Source organism: Acinetobacter sp. VT 511 (assembly GCF_001077515.1).
GTDB lineage: Bacteria > Pseudomonadota > Gammaproteobacteria > Pseudomonadales > Moraxellaceae > Acinetobacter > Acinetobacter schindleri.
Genome location: NZ_LFRE01000048.1, coordinates 85,957 through 106,301 on the forward strand (window position 1 = coordinate 85,957; position 20,345 = coordinate 106,301).

General features: G+C 41.7%; 17 protein-coding genes and 1 tRNA gene. 7 read left to right on the forward strand and 11 right to left on the reverse strand.

Going from position 1 to position 20,345, the window contains the following annotated elements:
* The first annotated feature begins 16 nt into the window (after positions 1 to 16).
* Positions 17 to 1,471: a ribonuclease G gene (gene rng, locus ACS72_RS04700; RefSeq protein WP_048881383.1), complete on the forward strand. Its 1,455-nt coding sequence runs from the start codon at positions 17 to 19 to the stop codon at positions 1,469 to 1,471.
* Positions 1,472 to 1,606: 135 nt separating this feature from the next.
* Positions 1,607 to 1,780, forward strand: coding sequence for a PA1571 family protein (locus tag ACS72_RS18140; protein ID WP_004810972.1), 174 nt, complete (start codon positions 1,607 to 1,609; stop codon positions 1,778 to 1,780).
* Positions 1,781 to 1,936: 156 nt separating this feature from the next.
* On the opposite strand, the gene ACS72_RS04705 is transcribed toward ACS72_RS18140, so the two are convergent.
* Together ACS72_RS04705 and ACS72_RS04710 are read right to left on the reverse strand one after the other, a co-directional pair.
* Entirely contained in the window at positions 1,937 to 3,319 is a 1,383-nt protein-coding gene (locus ACS72_RS04705) for a wax ester/triacylglycerol synthase family O-acyltransferase (protein ID WP_048881384.1), read from the reverse strand.
* A gap of 478 nt (positions 3,320 to 3,797) precedes the next feature.
* Positions 3,798 to 4,532, reverse strand: a complete 735-nt coding sequence (locus ACS72_RS04710) for a phosphoadenylyl-sulfate reductase (RefSeq protein WP_048881385.1) — start codon at positions 4,530 to 4,532, stop codon at positions 3,798 to 3,800.
* A 202-nt stretch (positions 4,533 to 4,734) separates the two neighbouring features.
* Here ACS72_RS04710 and thrH point away from each other — a divergent pair, with 202 nt between their 5' ends.
* Positions 4,735 to 5,352, forward strand: coding sequence for a bifunctional phosphoserine phosphatase/homoserine phosphotransferase ThrH (thrH, locus tag ACS72_RS04715; RefSeq protein WP_004810966.1), 618 nt, complete (start codon positions 4,735 to 4,737; stop codon positions 5,350 to 5,352).
* Between the two features lie 69 nt (positions 5,353 to 5,421).
* Here thrH and ACS72_RS04720 read toward each other — a convergent pair whose 3' ends face one another.
* From ACS72_RS04720 to ACS72_RS04735, 4 genes are all read right to left on the reverse strand, one after another.
* The gene (locus tag ACS72_RS04720) at positions 5,422 to 6,597 is read right to left on the reverse strand and encodes an OmpP1/FadL family transporter (protein ID WP_048881386.1); all 1,176 of its coding nucleotides are present in this window, start codon (positions 6,595 to 6,597) and stop codon (positions 5,422 to 5,424) included.
* A gap of 325 nt (positions 6,598 to 6,922) precedes the next feature.
* Positions 6,923 to 8,215: an OmpP1/FadL family transporter gene (locus ACS72_RS04725; protein WP_048881387.1), complete on the reverse strand. Its 1,293-nt coding sequence runs from the start codon at positions 8,213 to 8,215 to the stop codon at positions 6,923 to 6,925.
* A gap of 348 nt (positions 8,216 to 8,563) precedes the next feature.
* Positions 8,564 to 8,636, reverse strand: a tRNA-Arg gene (locus tag ACS72_RS04730).
* A gap of 91 nt (positions 8,637 to 8,727) precedes the next feature.
* Positions 8,728 to 10,080, reverse strand: coding sequence for an amino acid permease (locus ACS72_RS04735; protein ID WP_048881388.1), 1,353 nt, complete (start codon positions 10,078 to 10,080; stop codon positions 8,728 to 8,730).
* A 332-nt stretch (positions 10,081 to 10,412) separates the two neighbouring features.
* Here ACS72_RS04735 and prpF point away from each other — a divergent pair, with 332 nt between their 5' ends.
* On the forward strand, positions 10,413 to 11,612 hold the full coding sequence (prpF, locus tag ACS72_RS04740) for a 2-methylaconitate cis-trans isomerase PrpF (RefSeq protein WP_048881389.1): 1,200 nt from the start codon (positions 10,413 to 10,415) through the stop codon (positions 11,610 to 11,612).
* A gap of 244 nt (positions 11,613 to 11,856) precedes the next feature.
* A complete protein-coding gene (locus tag ACS72_RS04745) occupies positions 11,857 to 12,765 on the forward strand; it encodes a polyprenyl synthetase family protein (protein WP_048881390.1) in 909 nt (302 codons plus the stop codon).
* 65 nt (positions 12,766 to 12,830) lie between these two features.
* On the opposite strand, the gene putP is transcribed toward ACS72_RS04745, so the two are convergent.
* The 5 genes from putP to ACS72_RS04770 form a co-directional block, all read right to left on the reverse strand.
* Positions 12,831 to 14,321, reverse strand: coding sequence for a sodium/proline symporter PutP (gene putP / locus ACS72_RS04750; protein WP_048881391.1), 1,491 nt, complete (start codon positions 14,319 to 14,321; stop codon positions 12,831 to 12,833).
* 215 nt (positions 14,322 to 14,536) lie between these two features.
* Positions 14,537 to 15,391, reverse strand: a complete 855-nt coding sequence (locus ACS72_RS04755) for an SPFH domain-containing protein (protein WP_004810953.1) — start codon at positions 15,389 to 15,391, stop codon at positions 14,537 to 14,539.
* Between the two features lie 23 nt (positions 15,392 to 15,414).
* On the reverse strand, positions 15,415 to 15,876 hold the full coding sequence (locus tag ACS72_RS04760) for an NfeD family protein (protein WP_004810952.1): 462 nt from the start codon (positions 15,874 to 15,876) through the stop codon (positions 15,415 to 15,417).
* A gap of 99 nt (positions 15,877 to 15,975) precedes the next feature.
* Positions 15,976 to 16,893 carry a patatin-like phospholipase family protein gene (locus tag ACS72_RS04765; RefSeq protein WP_034592511.1) on the reverse strand — a complete coding sequence of 306 codons (918 nt, stop codon included), beginning with the start codon at positions 16,891 to 16,893 and terminating at the stop codon, positions 15,976 to 15,978.
* 62 nt (positions 16,894 to 16,955) lie between these two features.
* Positions 16,956 to 17,585, reverse strand: a complete 630-nt coding sequence (locus ACS72_RS04770) for a 1-acyl-sn-glycerol-3-phosphate acyltransferase (RefSeq protein WP_048881392.1) — start codon at positions 17,583 to 17,585, stop codon at positions 16,956 to 16,958.
* Between the two features lie 133 nt (positions 17,586 to 17,718).
* Between ACS72_RS04770 and ACS72_RS04775 the strand changes: the two genes are divergently transcribed.
* Positions 17,719 to 18,963, forward strand: coding sequence for an MFS transporter (locus ACS72_RS04775; RefSeq protein WP_081405825.1), 1,245 nt, complete (start codon positions 17,719 to 17,721; stop codon positions 18,961 to 18,963).
* Between the two features lie 137 nt (positions 18,964 to 19,100).
* A complete protein-coding gene (locus ACS72_RS04780) occupies positions 19,101 to 20,255 on the forward strand; it encodes a porin (protein ID WP_005221185.1) in 1,155 nt (384 codons plus the stop codon).
* Positions 20,256 to 20,345: the final 90 nt, after the last annotated feature.

Sequence of the window (20,345 nt, forward strand, 5' to 3'; positions counted from 1 at the left end):
TGTTTTGAGTGTTGTTATGTCTGACGAGTTATTGATTAACTTCACACCGATGGAATGTCGTGTGGCGTTAATCGAAAACGGCACGGTGAACGAACTGTTCATCGAGCGTACCGCGAAGCGCGGTCTGGTGGGGAACGTATATAAAGGCAAAGTAGTCCGTGTCCTGCCAGGGATGCAGGCTGCTTTTGTCGATATTGGTCTGTCACGTACTGCTTTTTTGCATATCAATGATATGGTCTGGCCGCGTCAGCAGCCGACACCGAATGTATTTGAATTACTGCAGCCAGGTCAGATTCTGACGGTGCAGGTGATGAAAGACATGCTCGGAACCAAAGGCGCACGTCTTTCAACTGATCTCTCCATTCCTTCACGTTATCTGGTTTTGATGCCTTATGGCAATCATATTGGCGTATCGCAACGAATTGAATCTGAAGAAGAACGTAATCGTTTACGTTCGATTATTGAACGGATTCAGGCCCAGCATAAACTGCCCGGTTCGGTGATTGTCCGTACTGCGGCAGAAGGCATTGATGAAGCTGAAATTGCCCAGGACATGGCTTATCTGGCCAAGCTTTGGGACTACATTCAGCGCAAACAGAAGAGCATTGCTGTTCCATCACTGATCTTTGAAGAACTGCCGCTGCCACAGCGTGTGATTCGTGATCTGGCCAATGAAAACACTGCCAAAATCTATGTCGATTCACGTGAAATCCACGGCAAACTGAAAGAGTTTGTTAAAGAATTTGTGCCAAGCATGAATGATCGTTTGCTGCACTATCCAGGCGAGCGACCGATTTTTGACTTATATAATGTTGAAGATGATATCCAGAAGGCTCTACAAACCCGTGTGGCACTGAAATCTGGTGGCTATCTGATGATTGATCAGACTGAGGCTATGACCACCATTGATGTCAATACCGGTTCCTATGTCGGCGGTCGTTCACTGGAAGATACCGTCTTCAAAACCAATATGGAAGCAACTGAGGTGATTGCACGTCAGTTGAGACTGCGTAATCTGGGTGGGATCATTATTATTGATTTCATTGACATGCAGGAAGCACAGCATCGTGACGAGGTAATGAACCAGTTTGAAAAAATGCTGGAACGTGATCATGCCAAAACCAAGATTACCCAGGTATCTGAACTGGGTCTGGTCGAGATGACGCGTAAACGTACCCGTGAATCTCTAGAACACCTGTTATGTGAATCCTGTCTAACCTGTCAGGGACGTGGATATGTCAAAACAGCAGAATCAGTGTGTTACGAAATATTCCGTGAAATTTTACGTTACGCACGCGCTTATCAATCACAAAGTGGATTTACTGTAGTGGCACATCCGTCAGTGATTGATCGACTGCTGACTGCAGAAGCCCCAGCTGTGGCGGATCTGGAACACTTTATTGATCGCGTGATTAAGTTCCAAGTTGAGAATTTATATACGCAAGAGCAATACGATATCATTCTCAGCTGAAATTGTAACAGAATATCGTAAAACCCTTGTTACAACTGGAATTTTACAAGCGCAGGTGAATTCTGAATACTAGACACATCCAGTAGCCAAAGCCAATCTCCCAATATTTTGGCTTAGCAAAAAATGAGGTGTGTCATGAGTATAAGTAAAGCAGTTATTAATAAGGGTCTAAAACACGTGCTTGAACCGAAAACTGTCCACGCGGGATACATTGTGGACGAACGCGGCAATGAAGTTCAGATTACTTCATCTATGATTCGTACGGTCTGCCATCAGCTATTAAAACAATGTCGTACTGTGAAAAGTTAAAATTTGAATATTGCTTGAATGATTTGAATAAAAAATAATCAAATAAAAATAAAGGGGCACCATATGCCCCTTTATTATTGCATGAAATTATTGGCAAAAATGTTCATACTTATTTTTGCATAAAAACTTAGTCTTGGTTTTAGTCTTCATCGCAGTCTAACTTACTGCTGCGAGCTTTGGGGTTTTGCCACCATCGACAATCCGTTCAAAACGCTGGATTTCGTCCTCAAGATGAGTAAGCAGATTCTGCATTTTAGGCAAGGAATTACGGCAGGCGGTCAGACCTACTTCAAGTTTGTCTAAATAACTGGTCATGGTGATATTGAGTGCCTGACCATCGAGCACGATAGAGGCAGGGTAGAGAGCTTCCAGACGGGCTCCATTCCAGTACAGCGGTTCTTGTGGACCTGGAACATTGGAAATCACCAGATTAAATGCCTGGCGTTTTGGCATCAGACCTGATGCAATATTTAAACCTGCAGCGCCATAAACAAAAGCACTATAGTTCAGAATCTGATTGGCATTCATACGCTTAAAACGTTCTTTGGCATTCAGTACGCTACGACGTACGATCTTGAGGCGTTCTAAAGGATCTTCCTTATGTGTACCCAGATTCGCCAGAATCATGGTAATACGGTTTGATACATCAGAGTCATCAGAACGTACAGAAGCCGGTACCATGGCAATCAACGGTTTCTTTGGTAGAGCATCTTGGCTGATTAAATATTCACGTAAGGCACCAGAACAGATTGCCAGCACGATATCGTTAATGGTTACACCCAAGGCTTTAGAAATACGACGAAGACGCTCAAATTCAAAGGATTGCGCAGCAAATCGGCGAGATGCACTGACACGTTGATTTAGAATGGATGAAGGGGCCTGGAAACTGGAGACATAATCAGGATTACGTCCCATGTCTTTTAATACAGTTTGCGACAGCTCATAGATGACACGCGGAGTAGATTCCAGCTGTCCTTTCAGCGTAGATAAAACGCCTTTAATGCGGCTAACTTTTGGTGCTTTCAGGCGCTTGGCACGTGGTCCTTCTACACACCATGGTGGCACAATACTTTTTCCATGTGGATCATGAGACAGTGATTTCTCGACCAGACGCATACCTGCAATGCCATCGACCATAGCATGGTGAATTTTAAAGTACATCGCGAAACGATTACCTTCTATTCCTTCAATGATATGACAGGTCCAGAGTGGTTTGGCACGGTCAATCAGAGCACTATGTTCCTGTGAAATATAGGTGAGTAATTCACGGATGCGACCCGGTTTTGGCAGGGCAATATGCCGGAAATGATGATCCAGATCGAACTGTTGATCTTCGTCCCAGAACAAGCCATTTAAATAATTATTGAAAGGTGGGATTGGAATAGATTTGGAAGTACGGATATCACGCACCAATTCCTGAATAAAAGTTGCCGGTGCATTATCGGGAATCTGAAATAAAAAAAGACCACCTACATGCATAGGTTGCTGCCGTTTCTCTAAAGATAAAAAAATAAGATCAATTGGATGTAATGGACGCATAGCGTGGATTGCCTCACTGCACTCTATATGGCTGTTCTCTATCTGAAAAGCCTTGTTAGAATTATTGCTTTAGTAAAGAAAGTATAGCTGTTTTAACGTAGAAATGAACTGCTTAATCTTAATCTGTTAAGTTAAAAAGTAATAATTGACATGGAGGTTTATATCTTCCTAAGTTTTTGAAATGTGAAAATTTTAGTTTTTAAAGTTACTGCTGAAAATACATTTTTTAGGTCTGGTGGGAGTATAACTGAATAATTATGCATCATTAAAAGAATGGTATTGAGTTCAATTTCACATTTTTTTGCAAATAAATCTATTCAGTAACATTTTATAAATTCTTTGATAATCCTCAGGATCTTTCCTGATGAATGGTAAAAGAGGAGACTTTAAATCTTGTCACCAAATGTAAGAATCGTAGTTAAAAAGGCTATCCTGATTCAGGATAGCCTCTTACAAATATACACAGTCTGATTTAATTTTACTTTTTCAGGTTGCCTGCATGTAAGCCGCATTCTTTATGTGTTGCTTCTTCCCACCACCAGCGACCTTCACGTTCATGCTGGTTCGGTAAAACGGGACGAGTACATGGTTCACAGCCAATAGAAATAAATCCTTTCTCGTGCAATGGGTTATATGGAATTTCCATCATACGGATATAACTCCATACATCGGCACTCGACCAGTTGGCAAGTGGATTGTATTTAATCAGCTGTTTACCGGGACCTGAAAAACCTGGATCTGCCTGAACCACAGGAATTTCATTCCGTGTACCCGGGCTCTGGTCTTTACGCTGACCGGTAATCCAGCCATCAAGTGTTGCAAGTTTTTTTCGTAATGGTTGAACCTTACGGATGCCACAACATTCCTGATGACCATCTTGATAGAAACTGAACATCCCTTTACGAGTAGTCAAATTTTCAATGGCTTCACGTTCAGGAAAACAGATTTCAATATCAATATTATAGTGTTTTCGAACTTGTTCGATAAATTGATAGGTTTCAGCGTGCAAGCGGCCTGTATCTAGACTAAAGACACGGAAAGGTTTACCGAGGTGGGAAGCCATGTCAATCAGTACAACATCTTCTGCACCAGAAAATGAAATGGCAATTTCACCTGGTTGATTCAGGGCAAGTGCCAAAATTTCACTTGGAGATTTATCAGCATATTCAGATGCAAGCGCATCCACAATATCAATAGTAGGAATAGTGGTCATGAGAATCCTGGCGATATAGGCTTGGAATGACTCTGCCTATATTAATTAATTTCACATGTATTTTAATAGAAGAGAATTAGTAGGCTTATCACTAAAAAATAAATACTTATGAAAAAAATAGATTTAAAAAAGAATAATGCAAAATATGAATCTTCAGCTATGATATGGAAAATTTTTTAGATGATAACTGAGGGGAATATTCATGGAAGTCGTATGTCTGGATCTTGAAGGTGTATTGGTCCCTGAAATTTGGATTAATTTTGCAAAGAAAACAGGCATTAAAGCGCTTGAAGCAACGACTCGTGATATTCCTGACTATGATGTGTTGATGACACAACGTCTGAATATTTTGAAAGAGCATGGCTTGGGTCTGAATGATATTCAGGAAGTGATTGCAGATATGGGGCCATTTGAAGGCGCCAAAGAGTTTGTAGAATGGGTAAGCACTCATTTCCAACTGATTATTTTATCTGATACTTTCTATGAGTTTGCACATCCTTTAATGAAGCAGTTGGGCTGGCCAACAATTTTCTGTCATAAGCTTGAAACTGATGAAAAAGGCATGATCACCGCGTACAAACTGCGTCAGCCAGATCAAAAACGTCAAGCGGTGAAAGCATTACACGGCCTGAACTTCCGTGTGATTGCTGCAGGTGACTCATATAACGATACCACCATGCTGGGTGAAGCGGATCACGGTTTCCTGTTTGATGCACCGGAAAATGTGATTGCTGAATTCCCGCAATTCCCACCGATTCATGGTTATGCAGCGTTGAAAGAAGCCATCCGTAATGCTTCAATCCGTAATATTCCAGCTTAAGTGTTAAAAGCTGAATGAAATAAAAAAGGCGCTTGAGGCGCCTTTTTTATTTTGAGGATATAGTCTGAATTAGAAGCGGTAACCGATCTTCATGCCATATGCCCATGCATTATTATCTTCAAATTCACCTACTGGATTTCCTCCTGTCTGTGCAGTCGCATCACCTAACCAAAGGTGTTTTACACCAGCCTGGATAAAGTAATTTGCAGCAGGGCTATATTGAGCACCTAGACCTAAACTCCAATAACCTTCAGTTGGGCCAAGTGTTGTCACAGGGTTACCTGCACCTGAATCCCAGCCTACTGAAGTAGATGCTGACCATTTGTCATTAAACTTATGACCGACACCGATATTTGCAGACCATTGGTCGTCAGAGTAATCGATAAGATTTTGTTTATTACCTTTCAAGCTCGAAGCTTCGGCTAATAATGAAGGGGTTACAGCAAATTGATCCCAATGCACCCAACGAATATTTGCAAAAGCTAAAGTATCCTTAGCAATACCTGTTTGAAAGTCTAAATTAACGGATTGAGGGGTTATAGCCTCTACCGAACTTACTCTATTTGATAGGTGAGCTAATCCAATATTTCCTAAACTTGTTTCTTCATGTGCTTTAGCATTGTGAGAAATTTCTGAACGATAAGTTACAGCAGCCTTTAAGGCAATTGCAGGAATTTGATATGCAAAACCAGCAAGCCAACCATAAGCTTCTTCTTGGTCGATTTTAATATTATAACCGCTTAATGTAACTGGAGGTGCTCCATAAGCGTTGCCACGTAATTTAATATCAGCTTCAACAGTTTGCCAGACTGGACCAGCATAAAAATTCCAGTTTTCAGTAGGTTGATAACCAATTAAAGCAGTTAAATTTTGGGTTTTAACTTCTACTGAAGTGCTTTCACCATTGCTGCCGAATGAGAGAGAAGAAGCATCATATTGGGCATCTGCTCCAAAGGGTTGATCGTAGATCAGACCTAATGAGATTTTATCTGTTGCTTGTACTTTGATCGCAGTATTGATGAAGTAATAATCTTCAGCCATATCGCTAATTTTTTCATTTCCTAAGGCTTGGATAGATGTTCCTTTTACATCAGGATCTAATACTGAAATACCAGCTTCAGCATAGTTACCTGGCTGTAAAAAAGCTTGAATGGATTGACCTGAACGGTCTAAACCACCTGCAAAAACTGCTGTAGTTGGAAGAGTTGCAAGTAATATTGCAGTAGAAATCGGCTTAAGCTTCATGGCTCGTCCTTGAATGTTTCATAAAGATAATAAAAAAGTTGTGGAAAAGTAACATAAAATTAAAAAGAGTAAATGCTCAGCTTCGATGAAGATTTGAACTGAGTAGTAATTAAAATAGAAGAAGTTAGAGTTTTTGTACTAAAAATACGATGTTAAATATGTGAATTAAATAATATTTTAGTGTGATGAATTGGCTAAAATGACACGTAAATAATTTAAAAGTTAAGTGATGTTTAAATCATCAAATAGTTTACAAGTGTATAAAAATAAATTCATAGCAATAAAAAAACCACCCGAAGGCGGTTTTTTTATTAAATTGACTGAATTAAAAACGGTAACCAATTTTTAGACCATAACCCCAAGCATCGTTATCTTCAAAGTCAGCTACATATGAATTAGAACCAAAATCGGACGCCGCTTGAGCTTTTGCATCGCCTAACCAGAAGTATTTAACACCACCAGCAATGAAGTAGTTTGATGCAGGACTAAATTGTAGGCCTAAACCAAGATTCCAATAACCTTCAGTTGGACCTAAAGTAGACACTGGATTACCAGAACCTGAATCCCAGCCTACAGAAACATTACCTGCCCACTGCTCAGAAAATTTACGGCCTAGACCAACAGTAGCAGAGATTTGGTCATCAGTATAAGAAACGATATCAAAGCCATTTGGATTGTTAGGAGTAGCACCAGCTGCGCCTAAAGCTCTTGAAACTTGTTCAAACTGTTGTGGACGAATAGAGAATTCTTTCCAGTTCACCCAACGAAGATTAGCAAAGGCAACCGTGTCAGCCATTACACCTGTCTGGAAATCAAGATTTACAGATTGAGGAGTAGAAATTTCAGTATTTGTATTTACATTATAAAGTGCAGCAGCAGGGTTTTGCGTTACTAAAGCTAAAATATCACTACGACCATACTCATTTGTTTTCAAATCATGATCAATTTCAGAACGATAAGTTAGTGATGCTTTTAGAGCAATTTCAGGAATCTGGTAAGCAATACCTGCTAACCAACCTACAGCACTATCATCGTCCATGTTAGCATTGTATTGACCTAAGGCAGTTGTGCTACCATATGCTAAACCACGTAGTTGAACATTACCTTCAACTGTCTGGTATACAGCACCACCATAAATATTAAAATTTTCAGTAGGTTGATAACCTACGAGCATAGTAATATTTTCTGATTTAACTTCTACTTCTGTGCCTTCTGTTCCGTTATGGAAAACACCACCACCTAAAGGATTTAGATAAGTATCAGTAGAGTAGGTTGCTTTTGCACCAAATGGTTGATCGTAAATCAAACCAAATGAAAAATTATCAGTTAACTGAAGCTTTAAGGCTGCACTTGGAAAATAGTAGTCATCAGCCATCTCACCCACTGAAGTGCCGCGGTAAGCAGGAGCTAAAGGTGCAGCCGTTCCACCTGGTGTCCAATTATTTTGAACTTTACCAGATACTGATGGATCTAAAACAGAAATCCCTGCTTCAAAATAGTTACCTGGCTGTAAAAATGCTGCGATAGATTGACCAGAACGGTCGATAGCTGCAGCAAATGCGCCTGACATAGGTAATGCTGCTAAAATCATTGCTGTACTAAGCGCTTTTAATTTCATTATTCATCTTCCCTTGAGGTACAAATTTGGGTATTTAAAACGTTTTTTCGGTATTAGCTTGGTATTGTTTTTGGAGTCATTCCTATGCCTTCAATGGCTGATTTGTTACTCCATGTGACAAAAATAACACAATATAAAAAAGAGTAAATGCTCTAGTTTGAATGAGTAGTTCAAAAAAACATCAAATTAGAGTAAAAATACTAATTGAAAAGTAATGTAAGGATATAAGTTTTTGAAATTTAAAAATTTAATTAGAAATAGAGAGATAGTAAAAAAAATGAAAAAAATATAGATTTATTGAATTATTGCTTAAATTTTTTGTTAATTAGTTCACATATTTGAAATATGTGCGCCCTGCGGGACTCGAACCCACGTCGGTCGCTTAGGAGGCAACTGCTCTATCCAGTTAAGCTAAGGGCGCAAAACGATCCCTAATCTACTCCAAAAAAGACGAAAAAAAAAGTTATTGCCGAAGCAATAACTTTAAAAAATAGTCAATTAAAACTTTTTAATTAATTTTTGGTCTTGAGCAGTTTAAACAGGATAAACATGATCACGACCCAAATCGGAAGCATGTATACAGATTCCTGGAAGCCCTGAGTCCACATAATGTAAAGAATAGTCGCAATAAAGCCTAATACAAGTACGTTACTTGCTGGAGACCAAAGTGCTGGAAATTTGGTTTTTTCTCCAACTTTTTTCATTGCCTGAATAAACTTGAAATGTGTCAGTGAAATCATTGCCCAGTTCAAGACCAAGGCACCTACCACCACATAGATCAGATGGCTTAAAGCATCTTCTGGTACAAAGTAGTTCAACAGTACGCAGCCAAAAATCAAAGCAGCAGAGAAGAGTACTGCAGGAATTGGCGTACCTTGTTTATTTACTTTCAGGAAGAGCTTCGGTGCATTGCCTTGTTTGGCCAGACCGTAAAGCATGCGGCTATTCGCATACATACCACTGTTATATACAGACAGTGCTGCAGTTAGAATAATAAAGTTTAACAGGTGGGCTGCCCAGTCAATACCAAGCTGACTGAAGATCATTACGAATGGACTTTTATCCAGACCGCCGAGTTCCAACTGATTCCAAGGCACTAATGATAACAAGATGGTCAACGCACCGACATAGAAAATCAGAATACGGAAAACAACCTGGTTAATCGCTTTAGGAATGGTCTTTTCCGGATTCTCTGCTTCTGCCGCTGCCATACCAATCAGTTCAATCCCGCCAAAGGCGAACATGAGGAAGGCTAGCATGAAGAATAAACCTTCAAAGCCATTCGGGAAGAAGCCACCTGCGGTCCATAAATTGCTAAAAGATGCAGTAGATGAAGCATCTGCAGTCAGGATCAGGTATAAACCAAAAACAATCATCGAGATGACCGCAGTCACTTTAATGATTGAAAGCCAGAACTCTGATTCACCGTAGAATTTCACATTGCCGAGGTTGACCAGGGTAATCACAATGAAGAAAAACAGCACCGATGCCCAGGCAGGAATATGTGGCCACCAGTAGTTAATATATTTTGCGACAGCGGTAAGCTCGGTCATTGCGACCAGGATATACAGGATCCAGTAGTTCCAGCCCGCGAGGAAGCCAGGGAATTTACCCCAATATTTATAAGCAAAATGGCTGAAAGAACCTGCAACAGGTTCATGAACAATCATTTCACCCAATTGACGCATAATAAGGAAAGCAATTAAGCCACCAATGGCATAGCCCAGAATAATCGAAGGACCAGCGGATTGGATCACCTGTGCGGAACCTAAGAATAAGCCTGTGCCAATTGCACCGCCCATGGCGATCAACTGAATATGACGGTTCTTTAAGCCACGCTGAAGTTGTGAAGACTCGTTATTCAAAGTATTCAGCCCGACAATGTAAAAATAAGTTGAAAGATTGTAATTGATCAGTCAAAAGAAGCCTAGTAGAAGCCTTGAATGAAAAATTATTATCAGATTAATAAAAAATTATTATAAAAATAAATTAAATAAAAGATAAATGAATCAATATATTAATTTTATTGAATCTGATATTCCTCATCGAATATTAAAAAGACAGCCGTTGTATATGTTGTTTTTTTATACAAAGGTCTTGCAGTCAATTTATCACGATATAAATATACTATACTCAAATTCAACCTCAGTTACATTGCATTTACAAAATAAAGATCAGACAAAGGAAGATAATAACGATGAGTTTTGCCCCGCAAATTAAGATTCCAGCTACCTATATGCGTGGCGGTACCAGTAAAGGTGTATTTTTCAAGCTGGAAGATCTTCCACCTGCAGCACAACAGCCGGGCAAAATCAGAGACCAGATACTCTTACGTGTGATTGGTAGCCCAGATCCTTATGGCAAGCAGATTGATGGGATGGGGGGAGCCAGTTCCAGTACCAGCAAAACGGTCATTCTGTCTAAAAGCCAGCAACCTGATCATGACGTAGATTATCTGTTTGGACAGGTTGCAATTGACCGACCTTTTGTCGACTGGAGTGGTAACTGCGGCAACCTGACAGCAGGTGTAGGTTCATTTGCGATTAGCAATGGTCTAGTGGATTCCTCTCGTATTCCGGAAAACGGCATCTGCACAGTACGGATCTGGCAGGTCAATATTCAGAAAACCATTATTGCCCATGTGCCAATTGTGAAGGGGCAGGTACAGGAACTGGGTGATTTTGAGCTGGATGGTGTCACCTTCCCAGCGGCTGAAGTTCAGATCGAATTTCTGGACCCTGCCGATGATGATGCCGAGGGTGGAGCCATGTTTCCGACAGGTCATTTAGTTGATCAGCTGGTTGTTCCAGAATACGGTACCTTTGAAGCAACTTTGATCAATGCGGGTATTCCGACAATTTTCCTGAAAGCTGAAGACCTGGGCTATCAGGGCACAGAGCTACAGGAAGATATTAATAGTGATCCGGTAGCGCTCGCTAAATTTGAAACCATTCGTGCTTATGGCGCATTAAAAATGGGGCTGATTTCAGATATTACTGAAGCAGCTCAACGTCAGCATACGCCGAAAATTGCTTTTGTGTCACAATCTAAAGCTTATGTGTCTTCAGGGGGTAAAGCGATCACCGAATTAGATACCGATGTATTGGTACGTGCCTTATCGATGGGTAAGCTGCATCATGCCATGATGGGAACCGTCGCGGTTTCGATTGGCACTGCAGCTGCGATTCCAGGAACATTGGTAAATCTGGCAGCAGGTGGGGATGAGCGTGAAGCGGTGCGATTTGGTCATCCATCAGGGACTTTGCGCGTTGGCGCACAAGCTACTCAGGAAAATGGTGAATGGAAAGTGAAGAAAGCCATCATGAGCCGTAGTGCGCGTGTCTTGATGGAAGGCTGGGTACTTGTGCCTGCAGATGTGATAAAAGAACACAACTGATGCCTTGAGTTTTAGCCATATAAAAACCATTGTCCGCGCAATGGTTTTTATATTCAGGGCAGCACCTTTAACATTCTAGATAGCTTCTTCTCATTAAAAATGCTCTTGACTCTTGATAGAGCAAAATCAGCAGACGATTTCAAGCTGATAATTCAGGATATTTAGAGGTACAATGCAGGAATAAAGCGGCAAGTTCTTTATTCTTGTCATCGAAAATATATTGAACAACCAATCTGAGGCGAATGTGTCATCTACAACTGAGCTGTCAACCCATGCATTAACTCAAGCACAACATCGTATTCAACAGGACCTATTGACAGCATTAGATGCTTTTGCCATTCCTGAGCCGCTGAAATCGGCTGTACACCATGCAGTGATGCTGGGTGGAAAACGTGTACGTCCAGCCTTGTGTTATGCCACAGCCGCGCTTAAACCGAATCAGAATACTGCTGCTGTGCGTCGTGCTGCAGTCGCAATCGAGTTCATTCATTGCTATTCACTAGCTCATGATGATCTGCCTTGTATGGACAATGATTTGCTGCGTCGTGGACAACCAACTTGCCATGTTGCCTTTGGTGAAGATACCGCATTGCTTGCTGGCGATATTCTGCAATCCATGGCTTTTGAAATTTTAGGCAGCCGTCTGTTTGATCAGGACCCTGCAGTTGAGCCAGCAATTGTATTAAAGCAAATGCAGATTCTGGCTACAGCATCTTCCAAGATGGTCAATGGTCAGGTTTTAGATCTGCAGTCTGAAGGAAAACGAATTGACCAGGAAGCATTAGAAACCATTCACCGTAATAAGACCGGTGCACTGATTAGCGCCGCGATTATGATGGCAGCGGTGACGATTTTTGAAGGTACGGATCTGGCGATTCCGAAACTGCGTGAATTTGGGCAGGCCATTGGTCTGGCTTTCCAGGTACAGGACGATATTCTGGATATCATTTCTGATACTGAAGTATTAGGAAAAACGGCAGGCAAGGATGAACAGGTAGAGAAATCGACTTATCCTGCGCTTATGGGACTCGAGCAGGCAAAACAGTATGCTAAGCAGTTGCATGATCAAGCCTTAAATGCTTTGGCTCACTTCGAAGGTCAGGCTGAAGAATTGACTCAGATTACACAGTTTTTGTTACATCGCAAAAGTTAATTTTCATAGGGATGTAGTGCATAAAAAAGAGGACATTCAGTCCTCTTTTTTTATTTCAGCTCATTTTATTGGCTTTCATTGTACAGACGTTCTGCCTGTTCAAAACGGTCAGTAATTTCTTCTGTCGGCGCTTTGCCGATCAAGCTCACCACAATAATAGTGATCATTGAACAGATAAAACCTGGAATGATTTCATACAGTCCAGTCGCAGCAAACAGATTTTTCCATAGGATCACAACAGTTGCACCCACAATCATACCGGCCAAGGCACCATTCAGGGTCATGCGTTTCCAGAACAGTGACAGGATAATCAGTGGACCAAATGCAGCACCAAAACCAGCCCAAGCATAAGCCACCAGACCAAGCACTTTAGATTCTGGATTACCCGCCATCCAGATCGCCAGCAAGGCAATCAGCAGTACCATCAAACGGCCGACCCAAACCAGTTCTTTTTGCGAGGCATTTTTACGCAGGAAAGACTTATAGAAATCTTCAGTCAGGGTACTTGAGCAGACCAGTAACTGACAGCTGAGTGTACTCATTACCGCAGCCAGAATTGCAGCCAGAACCACACCGGCAATCCATGGATTGAACAGAATTTTAGTCAGCTCTATAAATACGGTTTCAGGATTGGCATTGACCACACTTGCCAGTTCTGGATGTGCCTGGAAGTAAGCAATACCAAAGAAACCGGCTGCGACCGCACCACCCAGACATAGTGTCATCCATGTCATGCCAATACGACGTGCATTCGGGATCGATTTCACCGAATCTGCTGCCATGAAACGCACCAGAATATGCGGTTGACCAAAATAACCCAGACCCCAAGCCAGTAAGGAAATAATTGCAACAAAGCTCAGATCACCCATGATATTCATGGCTTGTGGACGAGCCGCTTCAAGTGCCAAAGTGATTTGTGACATATCGGAGAAAGATAAAATAGCCACAATTGGTGTCAGCAACAAAGCAAAGATCATCAGACCCGCCTGAATCGTGTCAGTCCAGCTGACAGCCAGGAAGCCACCAATGAATACATAACTGATCGTCGCAATCGCGCTAATCCAGAGGGCAGTACTGTATGGCAGTTCAAACATGCTTTCAAACAGACGTGCACCTGCAACCATGCCTGAAGCGCAGTAAATTGCGAAGAAAATCAGGATCACGAATGCAGAAACCACACGCAGAACTTTTTTCTGGTCGTTAAAGCGGTTCGAGAAATAATCTGGCAAGGTCAAGGCATTGTGCTGTACTTCAGTATGTACACGTAAACGTCCAGCGACCAGGAGCCAGTTTAGCCAGGCACCGATGATCAGACCAATTGCAATCCACATTTCAGACAGACCTGAAAGATAAATTGCCCCGGGCAAACCCATCAGCAGCCAGCCACTCATATCGGAAGCACCAGCAGAAAGTGCAGTGACAAAACTACCTAAACGTCGGCCCCCTAAGATGTAGTCGGAAAAGTTTGTTGTCGCGCGATAAGCCATCAGGCCAATCACGATCATGGCAACAATATAAAATAGAAAGGTGATTAAGGTTGGATTTAGGGAGCTCATACGGTATCCATTTTTAAGTTGGACAGTAGATCGAAATAAGGATTATGGCAAATGTTATGGTCTTTAATCCGAAAGCCATGCAACATTAAATCCAGAAGATTTCAAAAATAAACGCGAAATTTAACCATAATTTCACAATCTTTGCTGAGATTTTCTTGATTTAAATGAAAATAGGCAGTCATTCGACTGCCTATTTGATTCATATTTCTTAACAGTTAATTGTTGCGACCCATAACGCCACGAATGGTATTCATAATATCTGCTGGCAAGACCACAGTCTTGGCATTTGGAGATTTCGCCATATCCTGCATGGCTTTTACATATTGCTCGCCAAGTAAGTAAGCCACAGGAATTTCTTTATCACCAATCGCCTGAGTCACCATATCAATAGCACGCTGTGAAGATTCAGCCAATACCACTTGTGCTTCCGCATCACGACGTGAGGCTTCAAGACGACCATCTGCTTCCAGAATGGCTGCCTGTTTTTCACCATCGGCTTTAGTTACTGTGGCACGACGTTGACGTTCAGCCGCTGCCTGTTCTTCCATCGCTGCCTGCATGGTATGCGATGGTTTGATGTCCTGGATTTCTACGGTTTTCAGGGTAATCCCCCAATCTGAAATATCATCCGAAATACTGGCTTTCAAACGTGCCTTAATATGATCACGAGATGACAAGGCATCATCCAGATCCATTTCACCGACAATCGAACGCAATGAAGTCTGAACCAGGTTCTGAATCGCCCAAGAATAGTTTTCAATCCCGTATACGGCTTTTTCAGGTGTAGTCAGATTAATATAAGCTACAGCATTCATCAGCAAGACTGCATTATCTCGGGTAATCACTTCCTGAGAAGGAATATCCAGCACAATATCTTTGGTCGTCACCTTATAAGCAACTTCATCGATATAAGGAATCACGAAGTTCAGGCCAGGATTCAGGGTAGAATGGTATTTACCCAGACGCTGTACAATCCACTTATAGCCTTGAGGAACAATTCGTACACCTTTAAAGATGGTGACGGCCACAAAGACCAGCAGGGCCAATACAATAATAGAACTTATACTCATGTCTTTTTCACCTTTTCCTTTTCTTAATTATTGCTATGTGGTTGTACCACCAGGTCATTACCGAGAATATCGACCACACGAACCCGGTCGCCAACTTGTACCGGACTAAGGGTACGACATTCCCATTCATCTGAACCGAGGACAGGGAGTGGAAAGCGGACTTTGACTTGACCGTGATCCAGATTGGTTTGAATCACCATCCCCACCTGACCAATAGTTGCTTCACGTGACAGTCCGGCTTTGGTCTTGTCTGTAGACAGCGGTTTAATAAACTTGAACCAGGCCAGGGTACACAGCACAGAGAGAACGATCCACGTCAGTAGCTGCGTGGTCAGTCCCATCATCGGGAACATCCAGTACAGAATACCCACCATAATGGCCCCAATACCAAACCAGAGTGCAGCAAATGCTGGCAGAATTAACTCTGACAGAATCAGGATAATGCCAAGTACAAACCAGTGCCACGGTTCAAGAACAAATTGCATAAATTAACCTATGTAATTCAAAATTAAATATTCATCATGATTTTTATCTTCACTTCAATGTAGCAGATGCAGCAGCGGATGAATACCTGCAATCCCGATTTAGAACCTGGCCTTGCGTGGCGGTTGTAATGCAGCTGGGGACTTGCTGAAATCGCTGATGGCCTTTTCAATGGCCCGGATTTTTAACTGGGCCGCCTTTTCACCTTCCAGAATCGTTTCATTACTCGATTTCAGATCCAGTGTACCAATATGTCCGACCTTCGGCTGAATGACCACGTTAGCCTGAGCCAGTTCTTCATTAATACTTTGCTGACCCATGATATTAATGGTCTGATCCAGTAGGCCAAACATGTTCATGGCTTTGTTGGCATCCGGACGCGCTGAGATATCAACTGCAATGACAATATCCGCTCCCATATCTTTGGCTGTTTTCACTGGAATTGGACTGACTAATCCACCATCGACATATTTGTTACCCCCAATCACCGCTGGCACAAAGACATTTGGAATACTGCAAGAGGCACGTACCGCCTGGCCAGCATTGCCTTTGATAAAGTCAGCCTTACGGCCATTATCCAGGCGGGTAGCTACCGCAGCAAAACGGATCGGGAACTGTTCAATGGGTTTATTGGCCACGTTCTTATTTACATAATCCTGTAGCTTTTGACCGGCGATAATGCCCTGACGGTTTAAAGTCAGATCACGAATATCCGCCTCTTTAAAATTAAGCGCAATTTGTTGCAGCTGATATGGAGTTTTACCGCTGGCATACAGACTGCCGACAAAACTGCCGGCACTGGTTCCAGTCACGATTTTGGGTTTGATTCCATGTGATTCAAGGACTTTAATCACGCCGATATGGGCAAAACCTTTCGCTCCGCCACCACCCAAGGCAAGGGCAATGACAGGTTCACGGGCTTTAAGCGTCGGGGTAACAACAGGTTTCGATGGGCTTCTGTCGCAGGCTGCAAGGCTCAGGCCCAAACAGCCAATCATTGCATAACGAATTAATTTCATTCTAAAAATAGAGGATTAAATAAGCAAATTATGGTTATCAGAGCAAAAAAAAGACATTTTGCCTAGCGTTTTTTCACCAGTTTTTGTAAAGGCTTGGCAATCCAGTCCGGGTTTTTTGCCGAGATCTTGCCTTCATAATGGGCATAGATCTGCTCCAGATCATATTCATAATCACCGGTTAAATGGTATACGCCCAGGATATGAATGGTTTTAATGTCATAGTCAAAAGAAAACATCACAATCGGCAGATTGGCAGCTTTGGCAATATGATAAAAACCGCTACGGATTTTTTCCGGTGCCTTACGCGAACCTTCAGGTGCCATGCCTATCCAGATCCGATCAGTCTTGTTAATGATATCAACAATCTGTCGGGTATGTCCTTGAGGAGTATCACGTACCACCGGAACCACACCAATCCATTCCAGAATCGGTTTCAGTGGTGTACGGAATAAACTGTCCTTGCCAAAAATCGTGATCTGAATGCCGAGACCGAGCAGAGCATTAAAGCCCAACCAGGCATCAATATTAGAGGTATGCGGAGAAATGATGGCAACTGCTTTTGGCAGATTTGGAAATTCACCTTCCATTTTCCAGCCTTGAGCAAGAAAAAGCTTTTTATAAAATGTCCGGCTGAATTTACTGCCACGCCCAGGGACTAAAGCAGGCAGGTCAGGAAAGGAAGTATTTGCCATCTTATAAGACTCTTGAATTACGACAATATTCTTTGTTTTTTATTATATTATTCCTTCATGGTAATTTTTTCACTGGCAAAATATCCATGCCAGATGATGTTTTCTGGAATGTTTGATCAGCCAAGGACTTTTAATGCCGGCCATGCGCAACCTCTATGTTTTGCTATTTTCCTTATACTGGGCGCAAGGCTTGCCGGTAGGATTTATGACGCATGCACTTCCAGTAATTTTGCGTGCTCAAGGTGTATCTTTGACGCATATTGGTGGATTTGGCCTGCTGATGCTGCCTTGGTCAATCAAAGTCTTTTGGGCACCTCTAGTCGATCGTTATGGTTCTACAAAAGGCCATTATCGTAGCTGGATTATTCCCGCACAGTTATTGTCTGTCATCGTACTCATCATCCTGGCCTTTATACCAATTGAGGCATTAAATCAGCCAGTTTATCTGCTAGCTTTTTTTGTGGCACTGCTATTTATGAATGGCATTGGGGCGACACAGGATATTGCTACGGATGGACTCGCGGTCAATATTCTGAGAAATGACCAGCAACACTGGGGCAATACCTTTCAGGTGATGGGTTCACGTCTGGGGTTTATTGTCGGTGGGGGTGCCATCCTATGGCTTTTGGATATCCTGCAATGGCAAACGACGTTCCTGATTTTAGCAGCTCTGGTCTTTCTGAATACTTTACCCATACTTTTATTTAAAGAGCCGCAACATGAAAACCTAAACGCGATTGCCAAAACCCAGCAAAATAAATTCCAGTTAAAAACCTATTTTCAATATTTTCTCCAACAGCCTACTTTACGCTGGTGGCTGGCGATTCTGGTGACTTTTAAAATTGCGGATGGCCTGTCTGGACCTCTATTAAAACCGTTAATGATAGATATGGGACTGAGTTTTAGCCAGATCGGGATTTACGTGACTATGCTCGGTGCATTTGCGGCACTGATTGGTGCAGGACTTGCGGGCTGGTGCCTGAAAATATTTTCCCGTGCCCGAACTTTGATGGCTTTCTCAATTATCAAAATTATTACCCTAATGGCGTATGCCTGGCTGGCAATGCAATACGAAGCCAAACAGTCAGTTACACCCATGGTGATTTACTTGATTAATGCGGCTGAAGATATGATTTCTGCCATGTTATTAGTCGTGATGCTGACTTTAGTTATGCAATACAGCCGTAAACATCTGGCGGGAACGGACTTTACGTTTCAAGTAGCGATCATGGCGACGGTAAGTGGCGGGCTTTATAGCATAAGTGGAATATTAGGAGATAGATTGGGTTATCAGGATTATCTGTATGGCATCGTTTTTATTGCAATATTGTGCTTAATCCCGATAAGCGGTTGGATAAAATCCCGTAAAATTGATTGAAAAATTATCTAAATCAAATGTTTGATTGAATATTAGCCTAAAGTACTAAAAAGAATATATAAATAAATTTTTAATAATTTTGTAATATAAAGACGTTGTGTATGATTTGTTACAAAATAAACCAAAGGATTATTGAAATGAAAACCAAGTTAGCGACAGCAATTGCATTGAGCCTATTGGCGGGGACAACTTTTGCAGCACCAACTTTCTATGGTGAAATTGACCTTTCTGTTGACCATGTACAGGCAGATAATAAAAATGGCGTAGAAGATCGTCATATTACCGACCTAAATTCAAATAACTCATTCCTTGGTTTAAAGGGTGATGAGAAGTTAACTGACCGCCTAAGTGCACTTTACCAAGCCGAGTTTACTTTTTATGTAGACAATGGTGGAAGCTCTGACACATTCGTACCACGTAATCTTTTAATTGGTCTTAAAGATGAAAAGCTGGGTACAGTAAAATTAGGTAAAATTGATACACCAGTAAAGCAACTTTCATCTGTAGTAGATACATTTAATAACTATGTAGCTAACAATGCCGATGTCGCAGGTATCATGGCTGGTGAAAACCGTATTGATAATGTACTTGTTTATGAAACACCAGCTTTCCAGTTAGGTGAAGGTAAACTTGAAGGTAAATTACAGCTTGCTACAGGTGAAGGTAATGACACTATTGAGTCAACTAAAGGTGGTTCAACTGTTGCTGGTCGTGGCCTAGGTGATTCTTGGTCTTCTTCAGTTGTTTATAGCGACAAAATGTTCGTTGCTGGCCTGGGCTATGATAAAGCGATCCCATCTCGTTTCTTAAGTCGTGGTTTCTTAAATGCTGATAATACGGATGCACGACGAGGTCAAGATGTTACAGCAAGTCGTAATGTTTTAGCAGAAGCAAATACAATTCGTGCAATTGGTCGTATTAATTTGGATAATGGGCTATCACTACGCGCATTATATCAAACTTCTGATATTGAAAATGCTGATGCAAGTCCAACTCCAGCAAACGCTTTGGTAGCAGCAAATATTGACGATGCGCAAGCATGGTTAATTGGTGCGGAATATAACCTTCCAAATGCTAAAAATTGGACAGTGAAGGGGCAGTACAGCTATAGCGATGTAACGTTTGATGATGCTACTTCTGACTTTGAAGCTAAGCAAATTCTTGCTGGTGTTGACTATGCTTTCTCTAAACAAGTAAAAGTGTACGGTACAGCAGGCTACCTGACGATTGAACAAGGTTCTGATGAAGATAATCAGTTCCTGTTAGGTACAGGTTTCGAATACAAATTCTAATTTAGACTTTGTATGCTGAAAAAAGGCGATGTTTTTACATCGCCTTTTTATATGGAATTTTGTATAGCTTATGAGTTTAAACCCATTAGC